Consider the following 25,759-nt stretch of genomic DNA (forward strand, 5'->3'; position numbering starts at 1 on the left):
CCAATGCTGGGTTTCTGATATTACCTATGTCAAAACAGGTGAGGGCTTCTTGTATTTAGCCGTGGTCATCGACCTGTTCGTGCGCAATGTAGTGGGCTGGTCGATGAGTGTGCGGATTAACGAAGAGCTGGTAATGAACGCGCTAAGCGCAGCCTATTGGCGCAGGAAACCCCAAAGTACAGTGATGTTTCACTCAGATCAAGGATCGCAATATACGAGTGCGAATTTTCGTAGCCTGTTAAAAGATTTAAATTTTGAGCCAAGTATGAGTAGGCGAGGTAATTGTTGGGATAATGCTGTCGCTGAAAGTTTTTTCAGTAACTTGAAAAAAGAATGCGTACCGAAAAAAGGATTTAAGACAAGAGACGAAGCTAGGCAGATAATATTCCATTATATTGAAATGTTTTATAATCCAATACGGCGTCACACACACAATGACAGGTGCTCACCAGCAAACGCTGAAGCAGCGTATTTTCAAAACCTAGAAACTGTCTAGAAAAGTCAGGCCGTACCATAGTATTACTGGTGGTAAACTCAGTATGAATTAGTCAGTTTTATTGTTTTTTTCTGACTGTTTTTTTAGCCGAGGATTTGGGAAGAATTTAATAGGTTGAGGAGGGACATCTTCTTTCTTTTTATCCTCAGGAGTGACTCGGGTGGGTATTTCTACTTGGTCAGGCTTGATGATAAGGATATCAGAATATCCACAGGCCACACATTCTCGTCGTTGTTGGCCTTCTTGCTCGAATACAACGATTCGATCCATTTCTGCACAGCGCGGACAAACCGCGCCAGCAATAAAACGTTTCTTGATATTATGCGACATCAGCAATAATCCCACTGTGTCTGAGTAATGGTGTTATGTCGGGCTCTCTGCCTCTGAAGCGTTTGAAGAGGTCCATGGGTTCTTCTGAACCACCACGTTCTAAAATAGATTCAAGGAAACATTTACCTGTTTCTTTATTGAAAATCCCTTCTTCTTCAAAACGCGAAAAAGCATCCGCAGATAAAACTTCTGCCCATTTGTAACTGTAGTAACCTGCCGCGTAGCCACCTGCAAAAATATGACTAAATCCATGTTGAAAGCGGTTAAATGTTGGGGCTGGTACAACCGCCACTTCTTCTCTTACTTGGTCTAACACCTGTTGTATATTGATATTGGGTGTGTAGTCTTTATGTAAGAGAAAATCAAAAAGTGAAAACTCTAATTGACGAACCATAAACATCGCTGACTGAAAGTTTTTCGCAGCCAACATACGCTCTAACATGTCTTGAGGTAAGGTTTCACCCGTTTGATAGTGACCTGATATTATTTGTAGTGCTTCTGGCTCCCAACACCAGTTCTCTAAAAACTGACTGGGAAGTTCCACTGCATCCCAGGCGACGCCATTGATTCCTGACACGTCAGAGTAATCAATTTTGGTCAGCATATGATGCAGCCCATGGCCAAACTCATGGAATAGTGTCGTTACTTCGTCATGAGTTAACAGTGATGGTTTGTCGCCAACAGGAGGGGTAAAGTTGCAGACCAGATAAGCCACAGGTAACTGAAGGTGTTCTGCCTGTTTAATGCGGACACGGCATTCATCCATCCAAGCGCCACCGCGCTTATTAGCACGGGCAAACAGGTCTAAATAAAATTGTCCTATTAAGGTTTGCCCACGTTTAATTTGATAAAAACGGACATCGGGATGCCAGGTATCAACGTCGGAGGTTATTTCAATGGAAATATCAAACAGTTGTTGTACAACACTGAACATACCATTGATGACTTTTTCTACAGGAAAGTAGGGGCGTAATAATTCTTGGTTTATTTCATAACGCTCATGTTTAAGTTGCTCAGCATAGTAAGCAACATCCCATGCTGCCAGCTGTTCAATTTTATCAAGTGAGTGCGCAAAGTGTTGTAACTCAGAGAATTCACGCTGTGCCTGAGGTCGACTCCGCTTGGCAAGATCATGAAGAAATGAAGTCACTTGCTCAGTTGATTCTGCCATCTTAGTGGCAAGTGAATACTCAGCGTAGTTTTTAAAGCCTAGTAACTCTGCTAATTCCTGACGAAGCGATAAAATTTCGTTCATCAGTGGACTGTTATCAAACTCGCCAGCATTAGGACCTTGATCAGATGCTCTAGTACTGTATGCAGTGTACATTTCCTGTCGTAATGTACGGTCTTTAGCGTAAGTCATTACTGGCAAATATGAGGGGAAGTCAAGCGTTAACAGGTACCCTGTTTCCCCTTTAGCTTCAGCCAATGCAGCAGCTTGTTCTAATGCGCTATCTGGCAGACCTGCCAGCGCTTCTTTATCTTTAAGTAATTTGCTCCATGCTTGTGTAGCATCCAAGACATTTTCGGCGTATTTGCTAGTAAGCTCTGACATTCGTTGACGAATTTCACCATACCGCTGCTTTTTTTCACCTTCTAAATCGACACCTGATAAATGAAAGTCACGCAAGGCATTTTTTATGACTTTTTTTTGGGCTTTATCCAGCGATGAGTATTCAGGAGAGTCAGCAATATCTTTATAGGCAGTATAAAGCTTCTTATGTTGTCCTAGCCAAGTGCCATATTCGGATAGTTTGGGCAGGCAGGCATTGTACGCTTGTCTTAGTTCATCACTGTTCAAAACGGAGTTTAAGTGACTAACGGGTGACCAGGCTTTGGATAATTTATTGCCCATGATTTCCAGCGGTTCAACCAGGTTTTCCCAGGTAAAGTGGCTGACTTCTGCAAGTGTTGTGTCGATATGGCTTTTACATTCCTCAATAAGCAGGCTGATAGCTGGCTCGACATGCTCAGGCTTAATTAAGGAAAAGGGCGGAAGTTCATAATCAGTTAAAAGGGGGTTGTTTGGTGATGTCATAAAAAAATCGATCCTTTGGAATTCCATACCCATCTTTGTGGATATAGTTAGGTAGCATCACAATATGCCAAGTTGGAGATTATTATAGACTGCTTGCGAAGCTTTCTGTTGTATTTAGAGATTGGGGTGAAACAGCCGTTTTTCAAGAATATCAGGTATTAAAGGGCATCGCTAAACGGGAAGCTGTTAACAGGCCTCAGTCATTGAGAGGTTGACAGAAGGTATTCTATTGCAAGTGTATTGATTGTTGAAAAGGTTGTAGGTTGCTAAAATATCGGTTTTGTTCACAGTTAAAAATATCATGAACTGTGGGCAAGAGTGCTCCCATCCTGATTTTAGTGGAACCTGCAATATGAGTTATTCACCATTACGTTCATTTCAAGATAAATCCCCTGTTGTTGCTGATAGTGCTTATGTTGATCCAGCTGCTGTAGTGATTGGGGATGTGGTCATTGGTGAAGATTGCTCTATATGGCCTGCGACTGTGATTCGGGGGGATATGAACTGGATTCGTATCGGAGATCGAACCAGTATTCAAGATGGTTCTGTGTTACATATAACCCATGCCAGTTCATACAACCCAGAGGGGTATCCTTTGCAGATTGGTAACGAGGTAACGGTTGGGCATAAAGCCATCTTGCATGGCTGTACCATTGATGATCAGGTATTGATTGGCATGGGTGCAACCATTATGGATGGCGCACATGTCTGTTCTCATGTAGTTGTTGGTGCTGGTAGTGTTGTTCCTCCTGGTAAAAGATTAAACAGTGGATACTTATATGTAGGCACACCTGCACGCCCTGTAAGAGAGCTGACTGACATGGAAATGGAATACTTTCGTTACAGTGCAGATAATTATGTAAAATTAAAAAATCAATATTTATCATCGTAAATTTATATTGCCAGAATGGCGTTAGCTTCAAGTGAATACAATATCAAGCGCGCAGGTATCAGCTAAGTTTAATTCATATCCTCCTGACATCCGGCAGAAGTTGCTTTATTTGCGTAGTTTGATCTTTGAGGCGGCCAATGAGTTAGATGTTAGTATCACTATTGAAGAAAGTCTTAAATGGGGTGAGCCAAGTTACTTGGTAAAAGGTGGTAGCACGATTCGAATTGATTGGAAGGAAAAAAATCCAGATTACTGTGTTGTATATTTTAATTGTAAAACAACATTGATAAGTACTTTTAAGGTTCTTTATCAGGATATATTTCATTTTGAAGGGAACCGAGCCATTATGTTTAACATCAAAGACTCGGTTCCCATTGCCCCATTAAAACACTGTATTTCAATGGCCTTAAGGTATCATCGTATAAAGCATTTACCAATGCTGGGTGGCTAAACACAGGTGGCTATACCCTTCACGAATGATTTCTAGGTTTTGTTATCTTCACTCCTCACCCCAATCAGCTATTAATATAAGCTCATGGGTAATATAGGCTCATGGGACTTCGTCACTCGATGGCAGCACCTAAAAACCATTCGTATTGGGTATATATTACACGGCATTCTCTTTTATAAGTGAATCAATTATTTTCAAAAGGTGTACTTTTAAAAGAGGCTTAGGTAAAAAACCTTGAGCGCCTACAGCATGAACATTGTTAGTGTAATCAAGTGTAACACGGTTGGAATGGATAATAATTTTTGCTGTTGAGCCTTCTGACCTTAGGTTTGTAACCGTATCAAAACCATCTAAACTCTCTTCACCGAGATCTATATCCATGATAATAATATGGAACTTGTTTTGTTTATCAAGTGCTACAGATTCTTGGCATGAGGAAGCAAAACATAGCTCAATTTTATTCGCCAGCAATGTGTTTTCAGAAAAGTGTTTACGAATTATATTTCTGTAAAGAGGTTCATCATCTGTTACTAGGATTTTTATTTTACGTTCTATTGGTGAGTTAATGATGCTTTGTTCAAGGGTATATTCTTCGCCACTATTGTCTAGGGGGTGTTTGTAAGTGCTGGAGTTATGTCGGGTTTGCCTTATTTTATTGGCAGATACGGGTAAGCAGTGCTTAATATCAAGCTCATGGTTTTCACCAATAGGAAGTGTGAAAATAAACTCTGTGCCAATATTGGGGGTTGAAAGGCAAAGAATATTACCACCATGATCTTCCACAATTTTTTTAGCGATGGCTAACCCCAAACCTGTTCCCCCTTTCTTGCCTTTAGTAAAAAAAGCATCAAATAGACGGTATCGGTCTTCTTCCGATATGTAACTGTTATTATTGCCAATCGTTATTTTTATAAATTTATGGGTTTGCTCAGAGTGAAACCAAAGCTTTCCTTCATTATTCATTGCTTGAATTGCATTACCAATGATATTTGAAAATAACCGGTGCACTTTTAACGTATCAATTTTTAACTTACTTGTATGATTGAGTTGATAATAAATTTGTATATTTGCGTGTTCGTTATACCTTAAGTTTTCAATAAGTGCATTTTCAATAAGTGCTCTTAAGCTAGACTCCTCAGTGGTTAAACTTGAGTCTGCACCAACTTCCATTACATCTTGAATCATGCCATTAACCGAAGCTATAGCTCTCCTGATATCAGGTATAGCTTTGTTTGCTATTGTTTTTGCCTGCCAGGGATCTTCAAGAGTATCAATTATATCCAGTGTGCCTTGCAGCATTGAAAATGGTTTACGAATATCATGAGCTAATATTTGGCTGGTTCTTGCGACAGCCTTGTATTGTGCTGCTTTAACAACTTCTTTTTGATACTCAAGCATTCGGCGTATTAATATTTCACTTCCTTCGTAAAGTATACTGACTTCTTTGATAATTTTCCTAAACCAGCTGTTTGGTAAGTTGGGTATTATCGATTGATCTGAAAGCGTAGATAGATCAGAGTGGGTAAATACGGCAGAAAGTTTATTAATAGGATTAAAAGATAAACAGGAAACAACGATTAGGAAAAAAGTACTAATGGTAATGCTGAAAAATAAAGAATTTCGAATAGTGCTGGTATACTCGTCATAAATGTCTTTAACAATATCGCTTGAAAAAGCTACTGAAATAGTTGCAGCTATAGTTTCAGAGGATGGTGTACTTTCATTGAAGAAAATTCTGCTGGTGATTGTCATGCTGTTCGATTGAAGGCTTTTGCTTAGGTTGCAGAGCTGCCTTCCATCTGTTGATAATATATTGATTTTGGTAATAGATTCGTCATAAAGTAAAAAGGAGTGACATTTTTGATTTACCCCTTCTTCATTCCCAGATAGCACATCATTTCTAATATTGTTGGCGAAAAAATCTAATGCATTTTTATTTCTGGTTTTAAGAGTTGACTCTACTGCCGTCTCTAAACGGGGTTGCCCCCAGTTTAGAAATAGTAAAAAAGAAGTAATATTGACAAGCGATACCATTATAGAGATAAAAATATAAAATGGTATCTTCTTACTTTTGTTCTTCGGTTTATTTGTCATGTGATATTTTCCAGATTTCAGCAACAAATCTGAATTCACTATTGGGTAGTTTTATATCCTTGGCATGAATAATAGGTACGTAAAATCTAAATAGAGGAATTGAACCCCAGCTTTCTTCATATTTTGAAATAACAGAGTCATAGGCTTCTGTTCGCTCTTGGCTTGAGTTGAAGGGTCTTTTACTATCGATTTCATCAGATATCCATTTAGTGCTATAAACACCATAACGTAAGGGGGACTCTTCAGAGATTGAGTTTAAGAAGCCCTCTGGATCAGAGAAGCCTGCCATAAATCGACCACCGATAATATCGTAATCTGGGTTTTTAAGGTAATGCATGAGCTCTTGGTCGTTACATAACACCAAATCAATACTTAAACCTATGCTTTCAAGCTCATTTTTTAGAGAGGATACAAACTCACTGGAAAAAGCTCTTTTCATTAATACAATTTTGATACGTTTTCCTGTAATCTGGCTACCCCATTTTTTTAACAGTTGAGTTTTATCGATGGAAGTATATTGGTGAGAATTGTAATAGTTATAGGAAAGAACACCCTTTGGAAGAAAATAGGGGCTAAACTTGGTGAGCATATTACTGTGTTTTTTAGCTTCACCTTGAATAAAACGCCCAAAATCTTCACGAAATGCTTTGTTTGTAAAGAGAGTTTGCGTCGTATTGTAATACATGTGTGACGTAGCTAAACTATTAATTTTACTGATTCTTAGCCCATTACTTAAGTTTTCATCCAAAACATCACTCACTGAAAAACCTAGCATAAGTTGAATTTTGTTACTTTTTAGTAAAGAGTAAGTTTGCTGAAAACTGCTACTGTGTAATACTAAAATTTTATTTTTTTCCTTGCTGTCTCTGTGGGTTAGCTCCCAGCCACTCAAATTTGTTTCTTTATCTGTGTAGGGGGCTGGAATCATTGGACCTGAAAACACTAATTTGTCATTTACAGTTTTGTACACTGAAAAATTACCCATCGCCAGAACCTTTAAAAATGGCGGGAATGGGTTTTCCAGGTTAACTTGTAATGTATTTTTATCGATTATTTTTAAGTTGCTTAAGATGTTATTATTAAATAGTGGCGCATCGCCAAATGCTTCTTTTAGATAGCGTTTTACAATTGACTTTGTGTTTGGGTAAAAATGTTGAGATATACTCAGGGCGACATCTTTGGCAGTTAGAGGTGTTCCATCATGAAAGGTTGCGTTTTTATCCAGGTAAAAGGTATATTTTTTACCATCTTCTATATGCCATCTTGTTGCAAGGTCACCTTGAAAACGACCTTTCTCATCGATACGAATGAGCGATTGGCTAATCGCTTGAACAATAAGTAAATGTTCGACCAACCAGCAGTGAGTTGGGTTAAGAGACTGGGGAAGCTGATAAAAAACCATTTTCATGGGGGAGTACATACCTTGTGTATTTGTAGAGCCTTCAGGGTAATAGTTTGTGGAGGCATAGCTTTTTACGGCAAGCAAACATATTATTATGAATCGTCCAATATTCATTTTTATAAAGAAATATAATGGTCATCAAGGTTGTGTGCTTTAGCTATTACTGTACTTTAGCTGAGGGGCACAAATTATGGGTAATGGTTTATTTATGTGTATTTCGTTTACCTGGGGATGCAGGTATCCTTACAGATTGATTTTCAAGGAAGGGCTGTTGAAAGTTACCTGTTAACTTGCTGCTAGGGATATAGCCTAAGCATATGATCTGATAATGTCCCTGAAAACCAGTCATCTTGGATTGATATAAATACTATTGTAAGTAGCCATACGCCAATAGTAATGTACTAGCTAAAAACAATTTGCTAATAGACGTAGACATGCATATCAGGTAATAAAAGTGAAGCTAAAAACTTTACACGACTATATTTTGTTTTTTATACTGTGTCAATTAAAGTCAGTTGTCGTAGAAAATCTTTTGCTATGTCTATCTGTAAATTGGCAAGAATGCTGATAATAGGGTTGTGTGTTATGAGTCAAGGATGTATTAAGCATGGTAGTGAAAGCAGTCATGAAACGAGTCAAAGCAGCAAACCCTTGTTTAACCATCCTGAGCTGTTTACCCACTCCAGATCAGTTGCTCAAAATAAGACTTTACGTAATGTAAATCAGCCAATTCATCCAGAGTCTATCCCCACTGACCTTGTGGGTAAAATGAAGCGTATCTTGGAAGAGTCTGGTGGTATAGGTATAGCGGCACCCCAAATAGGTATCAATCAACAGGCCATCATTATCGTTAGAACAGATAAGCCTGATAACCCAGTACAGGCGTATTTTAATCCCAGGTTGACTTGGGTAAGTGAAACATTAAGTAAAGACTATGAGGGCTGCTTATCTGTTCCCGATGGTGTAGGGCTGGTTGAAAGGCCATCAGAAATTACAGTTCGCTATCTTGATGAGACAGGCGAAGCACAAGAAGAGACGCTTTCAGGCATCATAGCCAGGGTTTTTCAGCATGAGATTGATCACCTGAATGGTATATTATTTATTGATAAGAAATTAGACCAACCTTTATTATCAGTAGAGGAATATATGAAAATGAAGGCAGAGAAAAAGTAATACGATTATTGATGTACAATAATTGTTAGGTAGTTTTTACGTAGTTGGCTTGGTATTTTTTACAAGGATATGAGTAGGGAAGTCCTTGCCAACAGTTTCTTTTATCCAAGGTGTTTCTTGAATCTCCGAAGCAAGGCTGCCTGTGGATAAATACAGTGCTGTGTACCCTTGACAGTGCAAGGCACTTGCAATCTCAAACCCGTCCTTTGTGCTGTTTGGTAGCTGTATGTCGATAAAAATAGGAGTTGATTTATCAACATTTGGCAGCATCTCTTCTAACGCCTGGTATGTGTTGAGAAACAAGCCGTGTAAACCATACTTTTCAGCCTTTACTTCCCATAACGTCCTTATAATGAACTCATCTTCAATCTGAATAAAGTCTGGATTTGTCTTTTGATCATTATGCTTAGAAGACACATGTTGGCTTTCTGCCTTAGACTGACTCTGTGCTATTTCATCCTGTGTAGGGCTTGTAGTTTTGCCCGAAGCTTCACTCAAGTCATATTTACCATCTTTTGACTTTAGATTGCTCTGCATACGACGAGCTGTTGGAAGCTTAAAAAGTTGCCGCATGCTTGCTAAAAACTTTTGTATATTATCTGAACTAAACATAACATGGGTTGTTTAAACATGGGTGGTATTTTAAATTTGATTTTGCCTTATTTGGAGAAGTATTACTATCTATTCGTGCCAAACAGTATTTGTGAAAAAACAACTGACAGGTTCATCACAAGCATTGCTTATGTTTGTATCTATATGTAACTCTTATGACGTTATTAGGCCATTTGTTCAAAACTTATCACGAGTCCCTTAAAAAAGAGCTTCCTATGGATCAACAGCTGAAAAAGATATCAAAATATTTGAGTTTTTTATTACGCCATAAGCCTGACTCAATCGGTCTTAAGCTAGATAACCAAGGTTGGGCTTCAATTGATGAGTTAATTGAACTTACAACAGATATTAAATTGAGTCGAGAGATTATAGAAATTGTAGTCGAGACAAATGATAAGCAGCGTTTTAGTATTAGTGATACAGGCACTAAAATCAAAGCGAATCAAGGCCACTCAATAACTATAGACTTAAACTTAGCGCCAACTGAACCGCCTGCTCATTTGTACCATGGTACCGCTTCTCGTTTTTTAGAAAGTATTTTGGAAAAAGGGATTACGAAGCAACAGCGACATCATGTGCATTTAACTGAATCGCTAGCGGTCGCTAAGGCTGTAGGTAGCCGGTATGGTAAGCCTGTTATTTTGTGCATTGATAGTCAGGCTATGGTTAAAGATGGATTTGACTTTTTTAAAACGACAAATAATGTATGGTTAGTTGATGAAGTGCTTCCTGCTTATTTAAAAATTAGTGAATAGGTCTAGACTGTAAATTATAAAGCTATGGGTTTGCTCCGAACTGTCTAGTGAAGGACAAAATACTCATCATTTTTCGCATCTTTTATTTAAAATACTGACATAACCTAAATACCAACTGAGTGACAGCAAGTAAATTAGTAATTATAAATGCTTAGCCTGGTGACCCTTAATATACAAATTTGCTATATACCCTTGTTTTATCCTGCTTACTGACCTTGTGTTGAAACTTTTCCTGCTTGAGTGTGATATTAGTGATTATTAATATACTGTTTTATTGAGTGCCAATTTGCGCTTTTGGGAATCAAGGTTTAACTTTTATAAAAAAAGCAGTCTCTAAAGAGTAAGGTGGCTTAAAATATTATCAGCTCATTGCTGGACACGAATGTTGCTTTTAAGAATCATTTGTTGGCTTTGACTTGTATTGAAAGACGTGATTCTTAACAGGCTTTAATTAATCCTTCAGTCAAATAAGTAAGCTAAGGGGGAAGTCCATGACACCTTCTTTTGATTTCTTTATTAAGGGAGCAGGAAAGGAAGCGATCAACCAGCTGATTGATGAACATTACTTGAAGTTATCACAAGATAAGAGGGAGCTTATTTCATTTGCAGTAGAACATAAGAGTGAAGATGAATTCATGGGTGAGGAAGACTCATGGGCCAGTATGATTAAGGACGATTATGGTTTTTTACCTGATATCCAGATTATTTTTTATCCAAAAGTGGACAAGCTAGATGAAGCTGCCATTATCGCCGTATATCTCATCAAGCAAATACTTAACCATTTTGAGGGAGATGCAGTCCTAATTCATGACTTTGATGCTGATATGCTAATTAGACGCAATGGCGAAATTAACCTTACATCAAAAGATGAGTGCTGGTCTGAGTCACTGTTAAATGCGCTTACGCAAGATACAAGAGCTGCCTGATAAATACCCTCACTCGTTTAAAATACAAGTACATTAGCAATAGGCTGATGCCAGTTGATTAAAACTAATAAGGTGCCCAGTAAAGATAGGGGGATAAAGATTATCCCTCGTTTAATGGGTAGTATGCATATCAATGAGCCAACGGTTGCACACTTGATCATGTAGGTTACAAGGTTTGTCATAATATCTGGAGTGAGCTCAATCCAGATCCCTTGGCTTTGTGCTGCTTTGGCTAATAACAAGAACGTACCCAGTACCATTACAAACAGGCAGCAACTGATAGCAAGTATCAAGCGTTGAAGTGCCCCAGAAATATAAGCGGACAGCCCTACCTTTAGTTTGTTAACTGTTCCAGCGTTTATTCTGCCAAGTTTAACTGCACTTTCATTACTTTCTTGGGTGAGATCTGCTTTGGTGAGACCTGGCTTGGTGATGTCTAGTTTTACGTCACAGGGCTTCACTAAATTTATTTTCATGATGCTTGTTGTCCATTAACTGGTTGAGTCCCTGCTTAAAAATACCAGCTAATTTCTGCTCTTAAATAGTCCTCCTGTTGTAAAAATGAAAGTTTGTGACTAGGATCCTGATTTAATGTGTTAAGCCAGTCCCAGCCACTTTGTGGCATATGTTGTTGGTGAGAAAACCAACGGCTTTCTATGGTAAGTAGCATGTTTGGGGCAAGCCTGTGCTCAACTTCCAGGCTCCAGTTTTTGCTGTTTTCATCAATAATCACCCCGAGTAAAGCCTGTGTGCTGGCAAAGTTATTCATGGTCCAGCGGGTACCCAAGAACCAGCCATCATGCACCCGATCAATGGGAGCATCATCACCTCTATCGTCAAATAGCCATTCTACTAACAGCCCCATATCAATACCGGTATTAAAGGCATTCACAGCAGTGTACTCAAAGCCAGTAGTGACAGCAGTATTGCGATCCCACGGGCCAATGCCAGAGTCACTCAGTAGCTCCAGTTTGAATGCCCAGTTTTGCCAGAGATATTGAACCTCCAGCCCCGTTAAGTCGGTAATATCGTAGACGGGTTGAAGCTCAGGCGAATAGTAAGCATGTTTGTCATTGTGAGAGAGCGAAGATAGTGTGGGTTGTGGTGTTTCCAAAGCAAACCAGGGATCACGGCTGGTGCCATGAAAATGAAAGAGGGCAAGATCAAGCTGGTCAACGGTATGTTGCCAACGCAAAGCCCAGTCAATGTGTTTTTGACCCGCGCCGGATTGATATCGTGCATCACCTATTTTAACTGGCATACGTAAACGGCCTTTTCGGCCAGGATAGGTTCTTTCCCGAAAGCCTGGCAGCATATAACCATTGATAGCCCCAGTAGTATAAAAGTAAGCCAGATTCAGCATAGGCTGGCCCAGCTTGTCTTCACCATCAATGTTTTCAATTAAATCCGTTTGATTTAACACCGCTAACAGGTGTCTGCTTTCAGTCACCCCCCAAAACTGTTGAAGCACCCCAGCTCGGAGCAGCCACTGGTCTGCGGACTGCGACTGATTCGAAGGTTGCCAAAGGTTTGAGGGTTGCCAAATATTTGAAGGTTGATAATCCCAGCTTAGTTCTCGGATATCCCAATGTGTACGCTTCTTATCCACAGCATCATAACGTGCGAAAAGATCAAGGCGGAGAGGGCTGGTGCTCTCAGTAAAGGTATGTTGTGCTTTCAACTGCCAGCGGAGTGAGATATTTGAGTTTTTCTGTTCGGGATAACCTGTATCGGGAAAATAGCTTAGCTCAACACCTAACTCTGGATCCCACAGTGTATTTTGCTCATAAGCAGATACTTCTGAGGTTAGGCAAGCTACAGAGCAAAGTATTATTAAAAATACACGTAATAGCTGGGTGCTGACGATACTGCGACTCAACATCTTATAATGCTCAATGGGGTTGATTACGCAGTTGGTACTGGCTGAATTGGGCAGTGGTTAGACCATTTTTAAAGTGATAGCCACTGTACTCTAGAATCGTTTTTTTTCCTGTTTGGTGATTTTCCATGATGCTGCGCAGAGGGCGCCAGTAAGCATTGGCATACTGCTGGTAGTCTTCAAAAAAAAGGGTTTTCAGCAGCGAGTGTTTTCGATCATAAAAATCAATACGCCAAATGCGGTAGGCTTGTTTATCCAGCCAGACATGCTGTTTACTGTAGCCGGAATGAGCATCTTTTGGCGTACGTTCCAAAAGCCAGGCTGGCTTGCCTTCAATTTGAGCGCTCTTTAGTAGTCGATAGCTATAGTCATCCACCTCCTGACGAATCATATCTTCATAGGCAAACTCGCTCCCCACAAAAGGCCCTGAACGGTCGTGAGCAGTAATGCGTTTTACCCGGCGTAATGCAGGCAAGTAGAGCCATTGGTCATCACTGGCTTGAGGATGAGCATGAGTGAGTAGCGCTGTTCCCTTTTGGTCACGAGGAGAAAGAAACAGCGTTAAGCTACGATCACCATCTTTAGTCATTTCCAGTGTGCTGACGGCTAATGATCGCTCTGCCCTCCGGCCCATGGCATCCAGCAGTATCATTTTCACATTCACTTGCATATCGCTATAACCAAGGTCCTGCATATCTGCAAGTCTGGCAATTTCGTAACCACGTTGTTTAGCTTCAGTCAAAGCTTGTGTTGCTTGTTCTGAGGTGGCCGTTGCTGCTAGTGCACTAATGGAGACCGTTAAACTACTGGCTAACACCGTGAGGCTTAATGTAAGCCAATAAATAGCTTGTTGATAAGAGGCTTTACGAATGAGATGCATGCTCTACTTCCTTGATAACTGAAGGTTGCGTTATTCGTTGATCCAGCAGGAACAGCAGTGGAGGTAGCAATAACAGATCAATGATCAGGGCAAAGATAATTGTGATGGCGGTTAATAAACCCAGTTGCGCATTGGGGGTGTAATGGCTGGCAGCCAGTACAGCAAAGCTGGCTGCCAGTACGATGCTGGTCGTCACAATTGCCACTCCACTGCTTGCCAGTGTGGTGCTGAGTGCAGCTGCAGGACTGAGACCTTGCTGTCGTCTAGCATGAAGATAGCGGTGTAATAAGTGAACCGTATCATCAACGACTAGCCCTAATGTGAGGCTGGCGACTACCGAGATGCTTAGCCCAACCTGCCCAGATAACCAGCCCCATAAACCAAATGCCATAGTAATTGGCAGCAGGTTAGTGAGCATACCCAAGCTGCCAACCTTCAGAGAGCGAAGTGCAGCGATAATGATGAAAGATATCAAGAAGAGAGCCACTAAGGTGCCGTAATACATGGCTGGGATATTATTGAGGGCAATGTGGGCAAACATCATGTCGATACCAATGCCTTGGGTATCTGAAGGTAAGTTTTGTTGTGCTTTTACGATGCTAGGGGCTTGTTCTGCAAGCCAGCGCTGTACTCGTTGATCAAAAGCCAGAATAGCAGCGGAGTCTGTTAGCCAAAGCCGAACGGTCATCCGGGTTGCATCATGATTGAAACTGATTCGGTTATTCAGATCATGCCCATAAGGTAAGGACAGCTCGTAAAGCAGCTGATATTGAGCAATTAGCTCAGCTTTTTCGGGAATGTGGTACATAGCAGGATTATCGCCATGCAGAGCTTGGTTCAGACGCTTAATGATGTCGCTATAGGTCTCAACGTGTGCCACTTCGGGCTGCTGTCTAAGCCAGTGACTGAAACTGGCTAGAGATTGTAGATAACTGGGCTGAAAGATGCCCTCTGCTTTCGCTGCGGGCAAAATGTAGTCGATACGATGGAGACCTGTTAGGTGCTGGTCGATAGCTTCAGCGTTTTGCCGAAACTCAAAACTGTTATCGAAGAAAGCAATGAAGGTCTCATTAATCTTATTTTGGCTTATACCCACGATGAGCAAGAGTGAGAATAAAAGGCTTGCCGCTAAAAAAAAGTAGGGGTGCTGGGTCAGCTTTTCTGCCAGATAAGGCATAAAGCGACTAACAACCGATTGCTTTGGCGAAACGGGAATAGGTTTGATCAGCAACCAGGCAGGCAGCATCACTAGGGCTAATAAAAGAGCAGCACCAACCCCTATCGCGACGACATTACCTAAGTCATGAAAGGCAGGAGAAGAGCTGAAATTCATCCCTAAAAAGCCAATTATCGTGGTGACACTGGTTAAGATGACTGGTCGGCTGGTGAGGCGTAATGTTTCGATGATAGCAGCTGAATGACTGAGTGATTGCCGGCGGTGATACATAAAGCCGTTTAGTAAGTGAATACAGTCGGCAACAGCAATAATCATAATCATGCTGGGGGCAAATGCTGTTACAGGAGAAATAACAGGGTTAAACCAGCCCTTGATACCAAACGCTATGGTTACAGAGAGTGTGACTATACTGAGCACCAGCAGCATTGCCCGTGTACTACGCAGCAATATCACAAGAATAATAATGAGTACCCCATAGCTTAGCGGGATAAGCGTCAATAGATCCTGCTCAGTGGCAACAGCAAAAACCTCATCCGCAAAAACTGAACCACTGGCAAAGAAGTGCAGCTGAGGGTAGCGCTGCTCGAAATCTGCTAATAACTTACGAATGAACGAAGTAACCTGGCGGGTCTCAGCAATGGGGTTATCGGGTAAGTGCAAGCCAACACTGACGGCAGCCATGGTTTTGTCATTACTGAGTAGGAGCTGATTAACTGCAGGTTCTTGCTGGAGACGCTGCAGGGCAGTTTCTATTTCTGTGGCAGAAAGTGAGGATGGGTTGTCCAGTAATGGTGCAACCCTAATATCATCCCCTTGCGCTTGAATAAACTTGTAGTTGGTGACAGAAGTGACACGTTGTGAAAAGGGAATTTGCCAGGCAGACTCGGTTAACTGATGGAGTGCTTGTAAGGCTTCAGCGGTGACTGCATTGGCTTTGGGGTCTTTATGCTGAATAACCAGATAGGCATTTTGGGTTTTACCATACTGACTTTCTAAGTTTTTTAGAGCCAAACGGTATGGGTCATCGTCAGCGTAGTAAACTTGATAGTCAATTGAGATCCATAGTTTGGATAATCCACTGCAGGTGATTGCAACTAAAAGTAGGCAGAGACAGAACGCTGTTTTGGGGTAGCCTACAAGCCAGCGAATAAGCATATTCTGTAGCATGTCACTTTCCCCTTAAAACTGGCTGCTTTTGAGCTGTTTGTGATACAGCCAACGCTTAATGGCCAGTGCTGTAAGAGGTCCTGCAACAAGAATTATGACGCAGGTGCTAAGGGGATAGCCAAGCATTAAGCCACAGAACAAGCTGATACCAATGGTTGAGTCCAGTTGATCAAGGGCAATAAATAATCCACGATACGCACTGTTTTGGTCGGCAGCACCACCAGGCGGAATGTTACAGCGCCGCTTTAGCCAGGAGTTAGGAAGTTCTGCCAGGGTATAAGCCAGGCCAAGGCCACAGCCAACCAAAGCAAAAGTAAGGCTATTCCAAGGTGGGTTAAGGCCAAGCAACGCCCAGAGTAGGTAGCTTAGCCAGGCTGCTAGTCCGGTATAGGCAGACATAAGTAGCACACCCCGCCAGGTTTTATTAGCCCCAAACCATTTAGCATGAATAGGCTGGGTAAGACTTGGCAGGTGTTGCTGTTTTACACTCCACATATGGCCAACACCCCCTACTATCACTGGTAGTATGAGCTGCAGCGGCCATAACAGCAGAGCTGAAAGCGTCAGCTGTTGTTGATAAGTGGTTAGGGTTTGGTGCTGGTAAATATCCAGCAGCAGCAGAATCAGTGCACTTCCCCCTAATACCGCCAGCATCAGCTTTGGACTGCTGAACTTATGAAAGGTAAAGCGGCTGACCATCGCCAGTGACATGGCCAGGAGTAATAGGGTGAGTAAGTCGAATAAAAGACCCTGGCCACACCAGAGGTACAGAGGGTAAACCACTAACAGTAACAGTACGCTCCAAAAAACCGGTAAACCCAGATAAGCCAGTGACTGTTCGGTATTTTTCACATTGCCTATTTCATTGAAAACGGCGAGGCGAACAATACCCGCAGCAATGAAAGTGATGAGCGCTATGACTTGAAGTGGTTCAGTAAACCCCAGCAGATAGAGGAACAGCATTGGGGCAACTAGGTAGTCTAATGTATCAACAAAGCCATCAAGGTAGCGGCCAAATGGTCGTTCTGTTTTAAAGTGGCGAGCAAGCAGACCATCAAAGGCATCACACAACATAGCCAAACACATACAGCTTAGTGCAAGGGCGAAGTGTCCGGATAGCATGAAACCAATACTCAAACTGATCCAGACCACACCGGATAAGGTTAGCCAGTCAACGATATTGAGACGAACCAGGAAAAAAGAATGAGGGCTATCCATGTGTATAACTCCCTTAGCTACACTAGCTCAGTTGTTGGCGTAAGAGTTGGCGGTCTACTTTGCTATGATGCCGACGATCAAATGGCAGTTGGTTCATCCAGCTGAGTCTGGGTAGTGGCACCTCAAGCTGGTGGCAGATGCGTTGAACTTCGTCAGCAATGTGTTGCCGATTGGCTTTGGCCGAGGCAACTAAAGCTAGGGTAGCTTTGCCTCGGCAAGCAACCAGTATGCCGTTAATAACCCCTGGCAGCATTTCCACGCGACACTCAAGTGGGTAGGGGTAAATTGTCATGTCGGCCAGCTCGATGATGTCTTTGATACGGCCGGTTAGCCACAGCCGGCCACGGCCATCGAAATAACCTGTATCACCGGTACGATGCCAAACTTGACCATCAGCTGTCGGAACTTTGAGTGATTGAGTTAGTTCTTCGTTATCCACATATTGCTTAATGACATGAGGCCCTTTAACCAGTACTTCACCAATAACTCCAGGTGGTAGTTTTCGCGCTAATAGCGTTCCCTCATCCAGCCCTTTTGCAGAATCCATGGTGGGGACAATAAGCACTTCAGCAACGGAAGCAGGTTTACCCACCAGATAACCATTGGGGGAGCTTTCATTAATCACTTCATCGATAGAGACACTGGTGATAGGCTCAGCTTCAGTTGCCCCATAAATCACTTCAATGCGCGCGTTAGGAAAGGCCAACTTCATTTGTCGACAGAGCCTGACAGAAACACTACAGCCGCCAATCGCAATGTAATTAATCTCAGTCCAGGTTTGCTCTTTGGCGAGTAAGTGTCGTGTCAGTATCTCGACCAGCCTAGGAAAGCCAATGATCCGTGTGACATTTTGCTGCTTTGCCTTTTGCATTAGTTGCTGCAGTTGATTTGGTGTGAGCCGGTTACCGTTGAGGTTCACAAATAACGTGCTGACACCACTACTGAGAAAGTGCAAAGCCATTACTGGCAGCTGAGTCATAACAGTGGTACCAGGCTGGTCACGCCACAATCGTTGTAAGGCTTGATGTTGGGTTATCAGGCTTTGATGGGTACGGGCAGCACCTTTAGGTAAGCCTGTACTGCCAGAGGTGTAGGTGATAAGTGCATTATCATTATCTGAACAGTCGAGGAATGGGTTGGTATGGGCTTGCTGGGCAGTTTGTTGAGGGCTTGTTTGTAGCAGCTCTTCAATACTCACTGCAGGGATTTGCCAAAGTGTAGGCATTAGCCAACGCCAGCGAAGTAAACGGCGTTCTCCTACTATGGCTCGACAGTGGCTTTTTCGCAGGGTTTGTCCAATACGTTTACTGCCCATTTTAGGGTCAACAAATACGGCAATGAGACCCAGGCTGAGCAATGCGATTAATAGTGCATAAAGGTTGATGCTGGGTCTGAGTAAAACAACCACTCGGTCTTTTGGTTTAAACCCATACTGGGTAAGGGCTTGCTGGAGCTGTTGAACGTGTTGATTAAGCTGTCCATAGCTGATGGCTTTATTACTTTTCTTGGTTTCGTCCAGCTTATTCAACAACAGTAAAGCAGTTTGCTCTGGGTACATCGCCATCACTTGCAATGGTAGCTGTGCAGCATTTGTTATCTTGTTGTGAGCGATAGTGGGTACTGCTGACATAGCCTTACTCCTTGGTCGTCATGCAGGGGATATCTGATAGGGGTTAAGTGGCTTACAGAACAAACCATATTGATGGGTTTCGCAGTCTGGTCCATCACACAGCAAGCTGGCAAGTTTTGCTGAGTCATTGTCATCTCTGATAAGCGCTGCTCCCATACCCTGGTAGCGCTGTCGGATGGCATGAGCAGCGGTCAGGCATAGCCAGGCAGCAATACCTCGGTGCTGATGACTTGGTAAAACGCCTGTGGTTTTAATCAAACATGTAGGTTTTTTCAGCAGTGGGGTGTGCTGATAGTAATTCAGTTGTTGTTGAGTGAGTGGCTGTCTGTCTGGGTGCTGGTGTTGATAGCCCTGACTCAGAATGGGACCATAATCGGGAGTGCATACTACAAAACCAACTACGTCTCCTCTTTTTTTATCTGTCGCTAACCAAGATGAATAGGGACATAGCCGATTGGCCAAGGGTTGTAAAATATGGGATTTAAACAGCTGTGGGTTTATTGAGGTATAGGCTAGGTTATGGGAGAAAGTATGCTCAACTAATGGGTATAGCTTATCCTGTAGCAGGTGTAAGCACTCACTATCAAGTGGACTAAGCTGAAAACCTGGTGTTAAGCGCTGATCGAGTTTGCTTCGTAGCTGCTCATTTCGCTGAGCATTAAACTCAAGCTGATGGGTAAACTTACTGTGGTAAGTGGTGTGAGGTCTAAAACCAAGCTGTGTGAGCAAGGATGGGTAATAATCAGGGTTCCAAGGTTCACTCGGAAAATAAGTAGTATCGAAATGAGACAAGCGCAGTCGATACCGGCCAAAGGTAGAGAAGTTGATAGGACCTAAAAGCTGCGTAGCACCTTGCGCTTTAGCCCAGGTTTCTAGCTGCTCAAATAGTGCCTGATTAGCATTAAGCTGCTCTGTAGTTTCCCAAAAACCAAAGTAAGCTGTTGGCTTTCCATCGATAACTTGTTGTGGGTGATAGAAGCCTGCCAAACGGCTTGCATTGGGTAGGACGCCAAGCCAAGCCTGTCCCGCCTGAAAAAAAGGGTTCTGAGTAGAAAATAGCTGTTGTATATAGTCTTGTTGCTCAGGAATCCAGTTCGAATCCTTTTGGTAGATATGGCAAGGCAGACTAAGGAAGGCCTCTGGAAGAGGTTGATCTGCTGACCAAGGTTCCGCGTGGAGTGTCTGCCCTGGCATCACAAAAGTAGGGCTATCCGTTAAGCTGAAAGGTGGTACCTGGCTATTAGAGGTGGAAGTTAACGCTTCTGTTGTAGTGTTGATCATGCTGACATCTCCTCTAGCACGTCCTTGGTTTTACTGTCCCGCTGTTTTGTATCCTGAGAGGTTGGGCTGAGTTCAGCATCTGTTTGCTTGGTAGCTTGAGGGTTTTCCTGAAGTTGGATGCTACCCGTTGTGCCATTCATCGTGACCCACTGACCTGTTTCAAGCTGCTGGGTAAGGCCTGGAATATTAACAATGGCAGGTATCCCCAGCTCTCGGGCAACAACCGCAGAGTGAGATAATGTCGAGCCACGTTCGACTAATATGCCTGCTGCAGTCGGGAACAGTGGTGCCCAGCCTGGGTCAGTGCGAACAGTACAGAGGATATGACCTTGCAAATCCAAGTCATCATCTGGGCTGAATATTTTTTTGATTGGAGCAGTAACCTCTCCAGGGTAGCAACCAATACCGTTTAATTCCTGGGCTTCTGAAGTTGTTTTGTTGTTATGAGTCGATAAACAGTCAGAAGTGGCTGCTGGCTTAAATGCGTTATGCAGGTAAACCGGTCCAATCGTTTGAAAATGGTGAGGCAGGTCCTGCTGCTGGTATTGGCTATATTCGGCTTTTCGTGTCGAAACAAGGGACTGCCACTCAGTTTGTACAGCCGTTCCTTGCATGTATTGTTCTAACTCAGTGACGGTCAGATAAAAAATATCTTCAGGCTCTGCAAGCACACCATAAAAGGCAAGCTGCTGGCCAACTTCCCGGTAAATATCGCGTATTAAACCTATGGCTCGGGTTCTTGCAAGACGCATACTTTCTCGATTTTTTACGGCTTTTCGCCATAACTTTAATAGTTTCCAAATGCGGTGATAATGACAGCGGTATTTTCCTAAAGGCAGTAACATGAGCTGTTGACGGACTGTAGCTTCCGCCTGGGTGCGCAGATCGCGTTCAGTTTTACCTAAGGTGGATAAACTAAGGTTAGGGTGAGCGATGTAGTTTTTTAGCAGTGCCACCAGGAAGCGAGGGTCTTGGCGAAGAGTGGTTGACTCTAGTTTAAGCTCTCCCATGCACCGGTCACCAAATGCTTCAATATAGTTTTGGCAGCGTTGATAAAACTCAGGGTAACGGTACTGAATCGCAGGCATCACCTCATCATTTGCTAATCCGCTAAGCAGTCGAGCTAGTCCTGGTTTGTTACGGATATAATCACATAACTTCATGAGGTGCTTGGTGGGCTCCGTGCTGGCCAGTGTTTCACCAGCAAGCAAATTATTTTGCAGAGCCTCAGCATTGTCGATTCCCAGCGCTTGTAGCTGACGATGCAAGCGGCCGTTAGTCATCATTACCATAAAGTCATTGATAATAGGTGTTTGCCAGTTATCTAGCAGTTGACGTTGTAACCACTCTGCTTGTGCCATCAGCTCAGCAATAGACTGGGTGTGCAGTTGAGCACGATTAACTTGCTGATAAATACTTTCAAAATGAGACTCAAAATTCCTGACCCGTCGATCCATGGTCATAAAGCCCCAGCATAACCGGCTTAAGGCATGAAGACTGTCTGGTAAGCGGACGAGGCGTTGTCGCCAGTTGTCTGGCTGGCCTTCAATAAAATCCACAGGGTCTTGCAGGCCCATCATCCGCTCCATGTCGGATTTATTGGTTTTAAAGCCTGGCAGAATCTGTAGGGCGGCATACCAATGGTTAATATTGTAATAAACCCGGCCTTGTATCAGTCCCAGCATATGACTTAGTGCAGGCTGTAGGGCTTGCAGTTTGCGTTTTGATACGCCTAATAACTGAAAGGTTTGCTGATAAACAGTGTGATAGGCTCTTAATGCGAAGGTAAAAGTGAGTGGTAGCGTGATACCACAATAGCTTTCCTGAATATTGGAGTTATCCCAAACTTGCCGCTGACCAATGGGGTTTTCTGGTGCAGGCAGGGATGTGACTGGTCTTGTTTGCAGCCAATAAAGCTGATCGTTGACAAAGGTCCACTCTAAGTCTTGCGGACGACCCAGTTGACGAGCAATCTGAAACCCCTGCTGCTTAATGCGCTGAATTTGTTGAGAAGACAGGCAAGGCTTTGTTTGTAAGGTTTCAGCAACAGGCAGGCGCTCGGTACCCTGGCCTGAATTTTCAGCATAGACAATTTGAAACTGTTTTTGATGAATCTGAGGCTTAACCTCTTCACTGAATAAATCGACGGTAAATTCATCACAGTCCGCAGTACCTGCAACTACGCCTTCAGCTAAGCCATAACAAGCAGATATCAGTCCGTGCTTACGACTACCGTTTATTGGGTGAGCTGTAAAGAAAACACCAGAACACTCACCCTCTACCATGGTTTGTACGATGACAGCCAGTGTGGTTTGCGAAAGTGCTCGTTGGTGTTGCTGGCGATAGCGGACGGCTCTCTCCCCAAAGCCACTGGCCATGACCTTAATAACGGCTTGTGCAATATCAGGGTAGCTTTCCAGACAAATATAAGAGTCCAGCTGCCCTGCGAAAGATAAGGTGGTCGAATCTTCATCCGCAGCAGAAGAGCGAACCGCTAATCGGCCTTTGGGTAACTCAGCTAAAGCATGCTTGAGTTTTGCCGCAAGATGAGGTGCTAGATTGGATGCTGATAGCTGCTGGCATAGATAGGCGCATTGTTTACGTTGCTCTGCAGGAGAGAGTTGATCAAGCGTGCGAACCTTATCAGTGAGCTGGCAATAGGCTAGCTGTTGTTCAAAGGATGCGGTGGTTAATACTATCCAGGGTGGTACTTGATATTGATGGCGAGTCATCCAGGCCAGGTTATAAGCTTTACCCCCCAGAAAGCATTTATTAGCACTACATGCTGTTTGAGCATCCATCACCAGTTGATCATAGGCTGTGTCAGTCAACATGATGCTGCCCCCCAAGTTGAGTGGTAGTGGACTCCAGGGCATTGATCATGGCTAAGGTTGTTGCTGTCAGGCGGGCCATGAATGGGTAATCTTGCAGGGTATTTGCCAGCCAGTAATGAGCAAGGCGGTTAACAGTAAAGTCCAATAGGCTGTAGTGAAAGCCCATATGCCACTGAGTTTTGTCCAAAGAAGTGTTTGCTGCTTTTGCTAATTGCTGTCGGTGGTACTCGCTGAATTTGGATAAATAAGCGGGGGTTACTTGCTCAGGTTTTAAAGTAAATGCTAATAGCTCAACGCAGTCACGTTGCGGTAAATGCCAGGTGGCTAACTCCCAGTCCCAGGCGCATAGCTTTAGCTGGTTACTGGTTTGGCGAAACGCCAAATTACGCGGGTTAAAGTCGCCATGGATAAGCGTTTTTGGTTGTCGGTCCAGAATACCCCACCACATAGGCAGGTTTTCCAGAATAAGCTGCAGTTGTTGCTGGTCTTGTTCAGAAAACCATTCAGGAAACTCGCTAAGACCATGGTTTTGCAGCAAACGCCATAGGGGCTGAAGCTGTACCATTGTTGTCTGGTTCATTGAGCAGATATTGAACTGATCAAAAACCTGTCGCTCTTGCCCCAAAAACAAGCTATGAAACTCAGCTATGCCTGTGATTGCTGCCATAATATGCGACTCATGCCAGCCTGCCAGATCATCAACCGTATTCATCAGTGTTAATGAATCCAGCCACTCCAGTGCTAATAAGAAAATTTCTCGTGACTGGTTTTGGTACTGGCCAAAGCACTGGGGAGCAATACTTGTAAAACGAGAGTCGTTCAGCTGATAAAGCTGCATCTCCCGTTGATGGCAGCCTTTGAAAAAAGTTGTGCCGCCAGCACGTTTGATTTCTTCTGCTAAGCGTGGGTCACAGAACTGAGCGAGGGTGCGCAGTGTATGAATCGCCTCTTCATCAGTAGGCTTAATTTTTAACATAACCTGGAGTGGTTGATGCTGGTGCTGGAAGTACAGCTTGGCAGGTAATAAGCCCAGAAACTTGGTGGTATGTTCTGCCGTTAACCGGCAAACGATACTTTCTGCATGACAGGGAGCTTCGCTAATTTCTATATGCTCCAGAGTGTTAAAGCGTTCTCCCATGTGTTCTTGAAAAAATGCAGGCGTTAGCTCTTCTTTACGTAAAAATTTTATTGGGCGGTTTCTACCTAAACGGTCGTGGGCTGCAGCAAATTGACCGCTGGCAATGGCTGATAGGGTGGATAAATCCAGTGATAAACAAAAGCCTGCGATAATTTCTGCAAAGCGGGCTGAACGATGGCTTCCAGCACAGTTCAGTAATGCAAGACACTCTTGCTGCTGAGGAAGACCTGTACCACCTCCGACAGTACCTACCACTAAACCGGGTAGTAATAGACAGGCATAGATTCCTTGTTCCGTTTGTTCAATATGAAAATGAGCCAGACTAGACTCATGAACGCACGCTATATCTTGCCCTGTTGCAGTAAAAATAGCGGCAATGATATTGGCTACGTTGGCATTAACGCCTGGAATACCTGCTTGAATACTGCCTGTGATACCTGCTTGATAAGCTGAAACTAATTCTTTGGCAGAAACTTTTAATATTTGCTGTAAGATATTTTCTGGAATATGGGCTTCAGCAATAACACGGGTACCGCGTCCAGATAAAAAGCTTTGATAAGATGTTTTTTTATCACTGGCCAAATTGGCTTCAATAAAAAACTGTTCGATTGTATGGCGTTGTTGATATTCTTGCAAAATCCATTGACATGCATGCCAAGTACAACTGGTTGTCATATTTTGCCCAGAGGCGTCACCAGTTTGGTAAATAAAATTTAAATGAATCATACGCCCGAGAATTAAAGGTTTTAGTTCTATTAATTCAGCATGTCGAGAGCGTTGTCGTGTTTTTTCCTTAATGGTAATAAAGTGTTTTCTTAGCCATTCTGAAAAATGTAAGGCACTTGCCAGACAGTCAAACTTAAAAAAAGGTGTACGGATCATTCGTTGTGACAATACTGCAGTATTCACACCGCCACTTTTAGATAGTGCGGTAGCACCGCGAGTTGCGGAGGCAACAAGAGCGCCTTCTGTGGTTGCTAGTGGAGTGTAAATAGTGCCGGTTACATGCTGTCCATTAAATAAAAGTGGGCCTGCAAGCCCTATGGGAACTTCTACAGAGCCAACAAAATTTTCAATATTAAATCGTAATTGATCAGCTCTTAAGGAGGTTTTGTCTACACCACTAAGTAACTGCCCCGATTTTTCTCTCAGGAAATCTAAACGAGTTTGTCTTGCTTCTTCACTGTAACGACCACGAGCAGGAATTCGTTCTAATGAATCAGTACCTGATAGCGATAAAGCTTCGTCTGTCGTTTTTGGTATTACAATTTTGGGGGCAGTCATACATCCTTTCCTGCTATTTATACCCTGTTTCAAGAAATTATTTTTTTGACAAAAAGCTATATGGTTTTGGTGTAACTTAATGCGCTTGTAATTGTAGATTAT

General features: G+C 42.8%; 20 protein-coding genes. 6 read left to right on the forward strand and 14 right to left on the reverse strand.

Annotation, left to right across the window (positions count from 1 at the left end; genetic code table 11):
- Positions 1–496, forward strand: a 496-nt coding sequence (locus KHS79_RS07805) for an IS3 family transposase (RefSeq protein ID WP_212718128.1), incomplete at its 5' end; no start/stop codon positions are given.
- Between the two features lie 48 nt (positions 497–544).
- Here KHS79_RS07805 and KHS79_RS07810 read toward each other — a convergent pair.
- Positions 545–826: a YheV family putative zinc ribbon protein gene (locus tag KHS79_RS07810; RefSeq protein ID WP_027707311.1), complete on the reverse strand. Its 282-nt coding sequence runs from the start codon at positions 824–826 to the stop codon at positions 545–547.
- Positions 816–2,864 (reverse strand): oligopeptidase A, encoded by a 2,049-nt coding sequence (gene prlC / locus KHS79_RS07815; protein WP_212718130.1) that lies wholly within the window; start codon positions 2,862–2,864, stop codon positions 816–818. Before prlC ends, KHS79_RS07810 begins: the two co-directional genes overlap by 11 nt.
- 352 nt (positions 2,865–3,216) lie before the next feature.
- Here prlC and KHS79_RS07820 point away from each other — a divergent pair, with 352 nt between their 5' ends.
- Positions 3,217–3,756: a gamma carbonic anhydrase family protein gene (locus KHS79_RS07820; protein WP_027707309.1), complete on the forward strand. Its 540-nt coding sequence runs from the start codon at positions 3,217–3,219 to the stop codon at positions 3,754–3,756.
- 31 nt (positions 3,757–3,787) lie between these two features.
- Positions 3,788–4,207 carry a DUF1801 domain-containing protein gene (locus KHS79_RS07825; RefSeq protein WP_212718132.1) on the forward strand — a complete coding sequence of 140 codons (420 nt, stop codon included), beginning with the start codon at positions 3,788–3,790 and terminating at the stop codon, positions 4,205–4,207.
- A 156-nt stretch (positions 4,208–4,363) separates the two neighbouring features.
- Here KHS79_RS07825 and KHS79_RS26255 read toward each other — a convergent pair whose 3' ends face one another.
- Together KHS79_RS26255 and KHS79_RS07835 are read right to left on the reverse strand one after the other, a co-directional pair.
- Entirely contained in the window at positions 4,364–6,340 is a 1,977-nt protein-coding gene (locus tag KHS79_RS26255) for an ATP-binding response regulator (RefSeq protein ID WP_212718133.1), read from the reverse strand.
- Positions 6,291–7,709, reverse strand: coding sequence for an ABC transporter substrate-binding protein (locus tag KHS79_RS07835; protein WP_212718134.1), 1,419 nt, complete (start codon positions 7,707–7,709; stop codon positions 6,291–6,293). The genes KHS79_RS26255 and KHS79_RS07835 overlap by 50 nt, the downstream gene beginning before the upstream one ends.
- 579 nt (positions 7,710–8,288) lie before the next feature.
- On the opposite strand from KHS79_RS07835, the gene def reads away from it, so the two are divergent.
- Positions 8,289–8,876, forward strand: coding sequence for a peptide deformylase (def, locus tag KHS79_RS07840; RefSeq protein ID WP_212718135.1), 588 nt, complete (start codon positions 8,289–8,291; stop codon positions 8,874–8,876).
- A 36-nt stretch (positions 8,877–8,912) separates the two neighbouring features.
- On the opposite strand, the gene KHS79_RS07845 is transcribed toward def, so the two are convergent.
- Positions 8,913–9,449, reverse strand: a complete 537-nt coding sequence (locus tag KHS79_RS07845) for a hypothetical protein (protein ID WP_212718136.1) — start codon at positions 9,447–9,449, stop codon at positions 8,913–8,915.
- A gap of 254 nt (positions 9,450–9,703) precedes the next feature.
- On the opposite strand from KHS79_RS07845, the gene KHS79_RS07850 reads away from it, so the two are divergent.
- Positions 9,704–10,243 (forward strand): RNA 2'-phosphotransferase, encoded by a 540-nt coding sequence (locus KHS79_RS07850; RefSeq protein ID WP_212718137.1) that lies wholly within the window; start codon positions 9,704–9,706, stop codon positions 10,241–10,243.
- A gap of 491 nt (positions 10,244–10,734) precedes the next feature.
- A complete protein-coding gene (locus KHS79_RS07855) occupies positions 10,735–11,169 on the forward strand; it encodes a SitI3 family protein (RefSeq protein ID WP_027707302.1) in 435 nt (144 codons plus the stop codon).
- A 17-nt stretch (positions 11,170–11,186) separates the two neighbouring features.
- Here KHS79_RS07855 and KHS79_RS07860 read toward each other — a convergent pair whose 3' ends face one another.
- From KHS79_RS07860 to KHS79_RS07900, 9 genes are read right to left on the reverse strand one after another with little or no spacing between them, the layout of a single operon-like run.
- Positions 11,187–11,645 (reverse strand): hypothetical protein, encoded by a 459-nt coding sequence (locus tag KHS79_RS07860; protein WP_212718138.1) that lies wholly within the window; start codon positions 11,643–11,645, stop codon positions 11,187–11,189.
- A 35-nt stretch (positions 11,646–11,680) separates the two neighbouring features.
- Complete coding sequence (locus KHS79_RS07865; protein ID WP_212718139.1) at positions 11,681–13,051, reverse strand: hypothetical protein; 1,371 nt, start codon at positions 13,049–13,051, stop codon at positions 11,681–11,683.
- A 10-nt stretch (positions 13,052–13,061) separates the two neighbouring features.
- Positions 13,062–13,928, reverse strand: coding sequence for an outer membrane lipoprotein-sorting protein (locus KHS79_RS07870; RefSeq protein WP_212718140.1), 867 nt, complete (start codon positions 13,926–13,928; stop codon positions 13,062–13,064).
- On the reverse strand, positions 13,912–16,272 hold the full coding sequence (locus tag KHS79_RS07875; RefSeq protein WP_212718141.1) for an efflux RND transporter permease subunit: 2,361 nt from the start codon (positions 16,270–16,272) through the stop codon (positions 13,912–13,914). Before KHS79_RS07875 ends, KHS79_RS07870 begins: the two co-directional genes overlap by 17 nt.
- Positions 16,273–16,284: 12 nt before the next feature.
- Positions 16,285–17,490 (reverse strand): CDP-alcohol phosphatidyltransferase family protein, encoded by a 1,206-nt coding sequence (locus KHS79_RS07880; RefSeq protein WP_212718142.1) that lies wholly within the window; start codon positions 17,488–17,490, stop codon positions 16,285–16,287.
- 22 nt (positions 17,491–17,512) lie between these two features.
- A complete protein-coding gene (locus KHS79_RS07885; protein ID WP_212718143.1) occupies positions 17,513–19,120 on the reverse strand; it encodes an AMP-binding protein in 1,608 nt (535 codons plus the stop codon).
- Between the two features lie 18 nt (positions 19,121–19,138).
- A complete protein-coding gene (locus KHS79_RS07890) occupies positions 19,139–20,401 on the reverse strand; it encodes a GNAT family N-acetyltransferase (protein WP_212718144.1) in 1,263 nt (420 codons plus the stop codon).
- A complete protein-coding gene (locus KHS79_RS07895; RefSeq protein WP_212718146.1) occupies positions 20,398–23,235 on the reverse strand; it encodes a PEP/pyruvate-binding domain-containing protein in 2,838 nt (945 codons plus the stop codon). Before KHS79_RS07895 ends, KHS79_RS07890 begins: the two co-directional genes overlap by 4 nt.
- Positions 23,225–25,657: a hydroxymethylglutaryl-CoA reductase gene (locus tag KHS79_RS07900; RefSeq protein ID WP_212718148.1), complete on the reverse strand. Its 2,433-nt coding sequence runs from the start codon at positions 25,655–25,657 to the stop codon at positions 23,225–23,227. Before KHS79_RS07900 ends, KHS79_RS07895 begins: the two co-directional genes overlap by 11 nt.
- Positions 25,658–25,759 lie beyond the last annotated feature (102 nt).

This window comes from Zooshikella ganghwensis, from assembly GCF_018263875.1.
GTDB lineage: Bacteria > Pseudomonadota > Gammaproteobacteria > Pseudomonadales > Zooshikellaceae > Zooshikella > Zooshikella ganghwensis.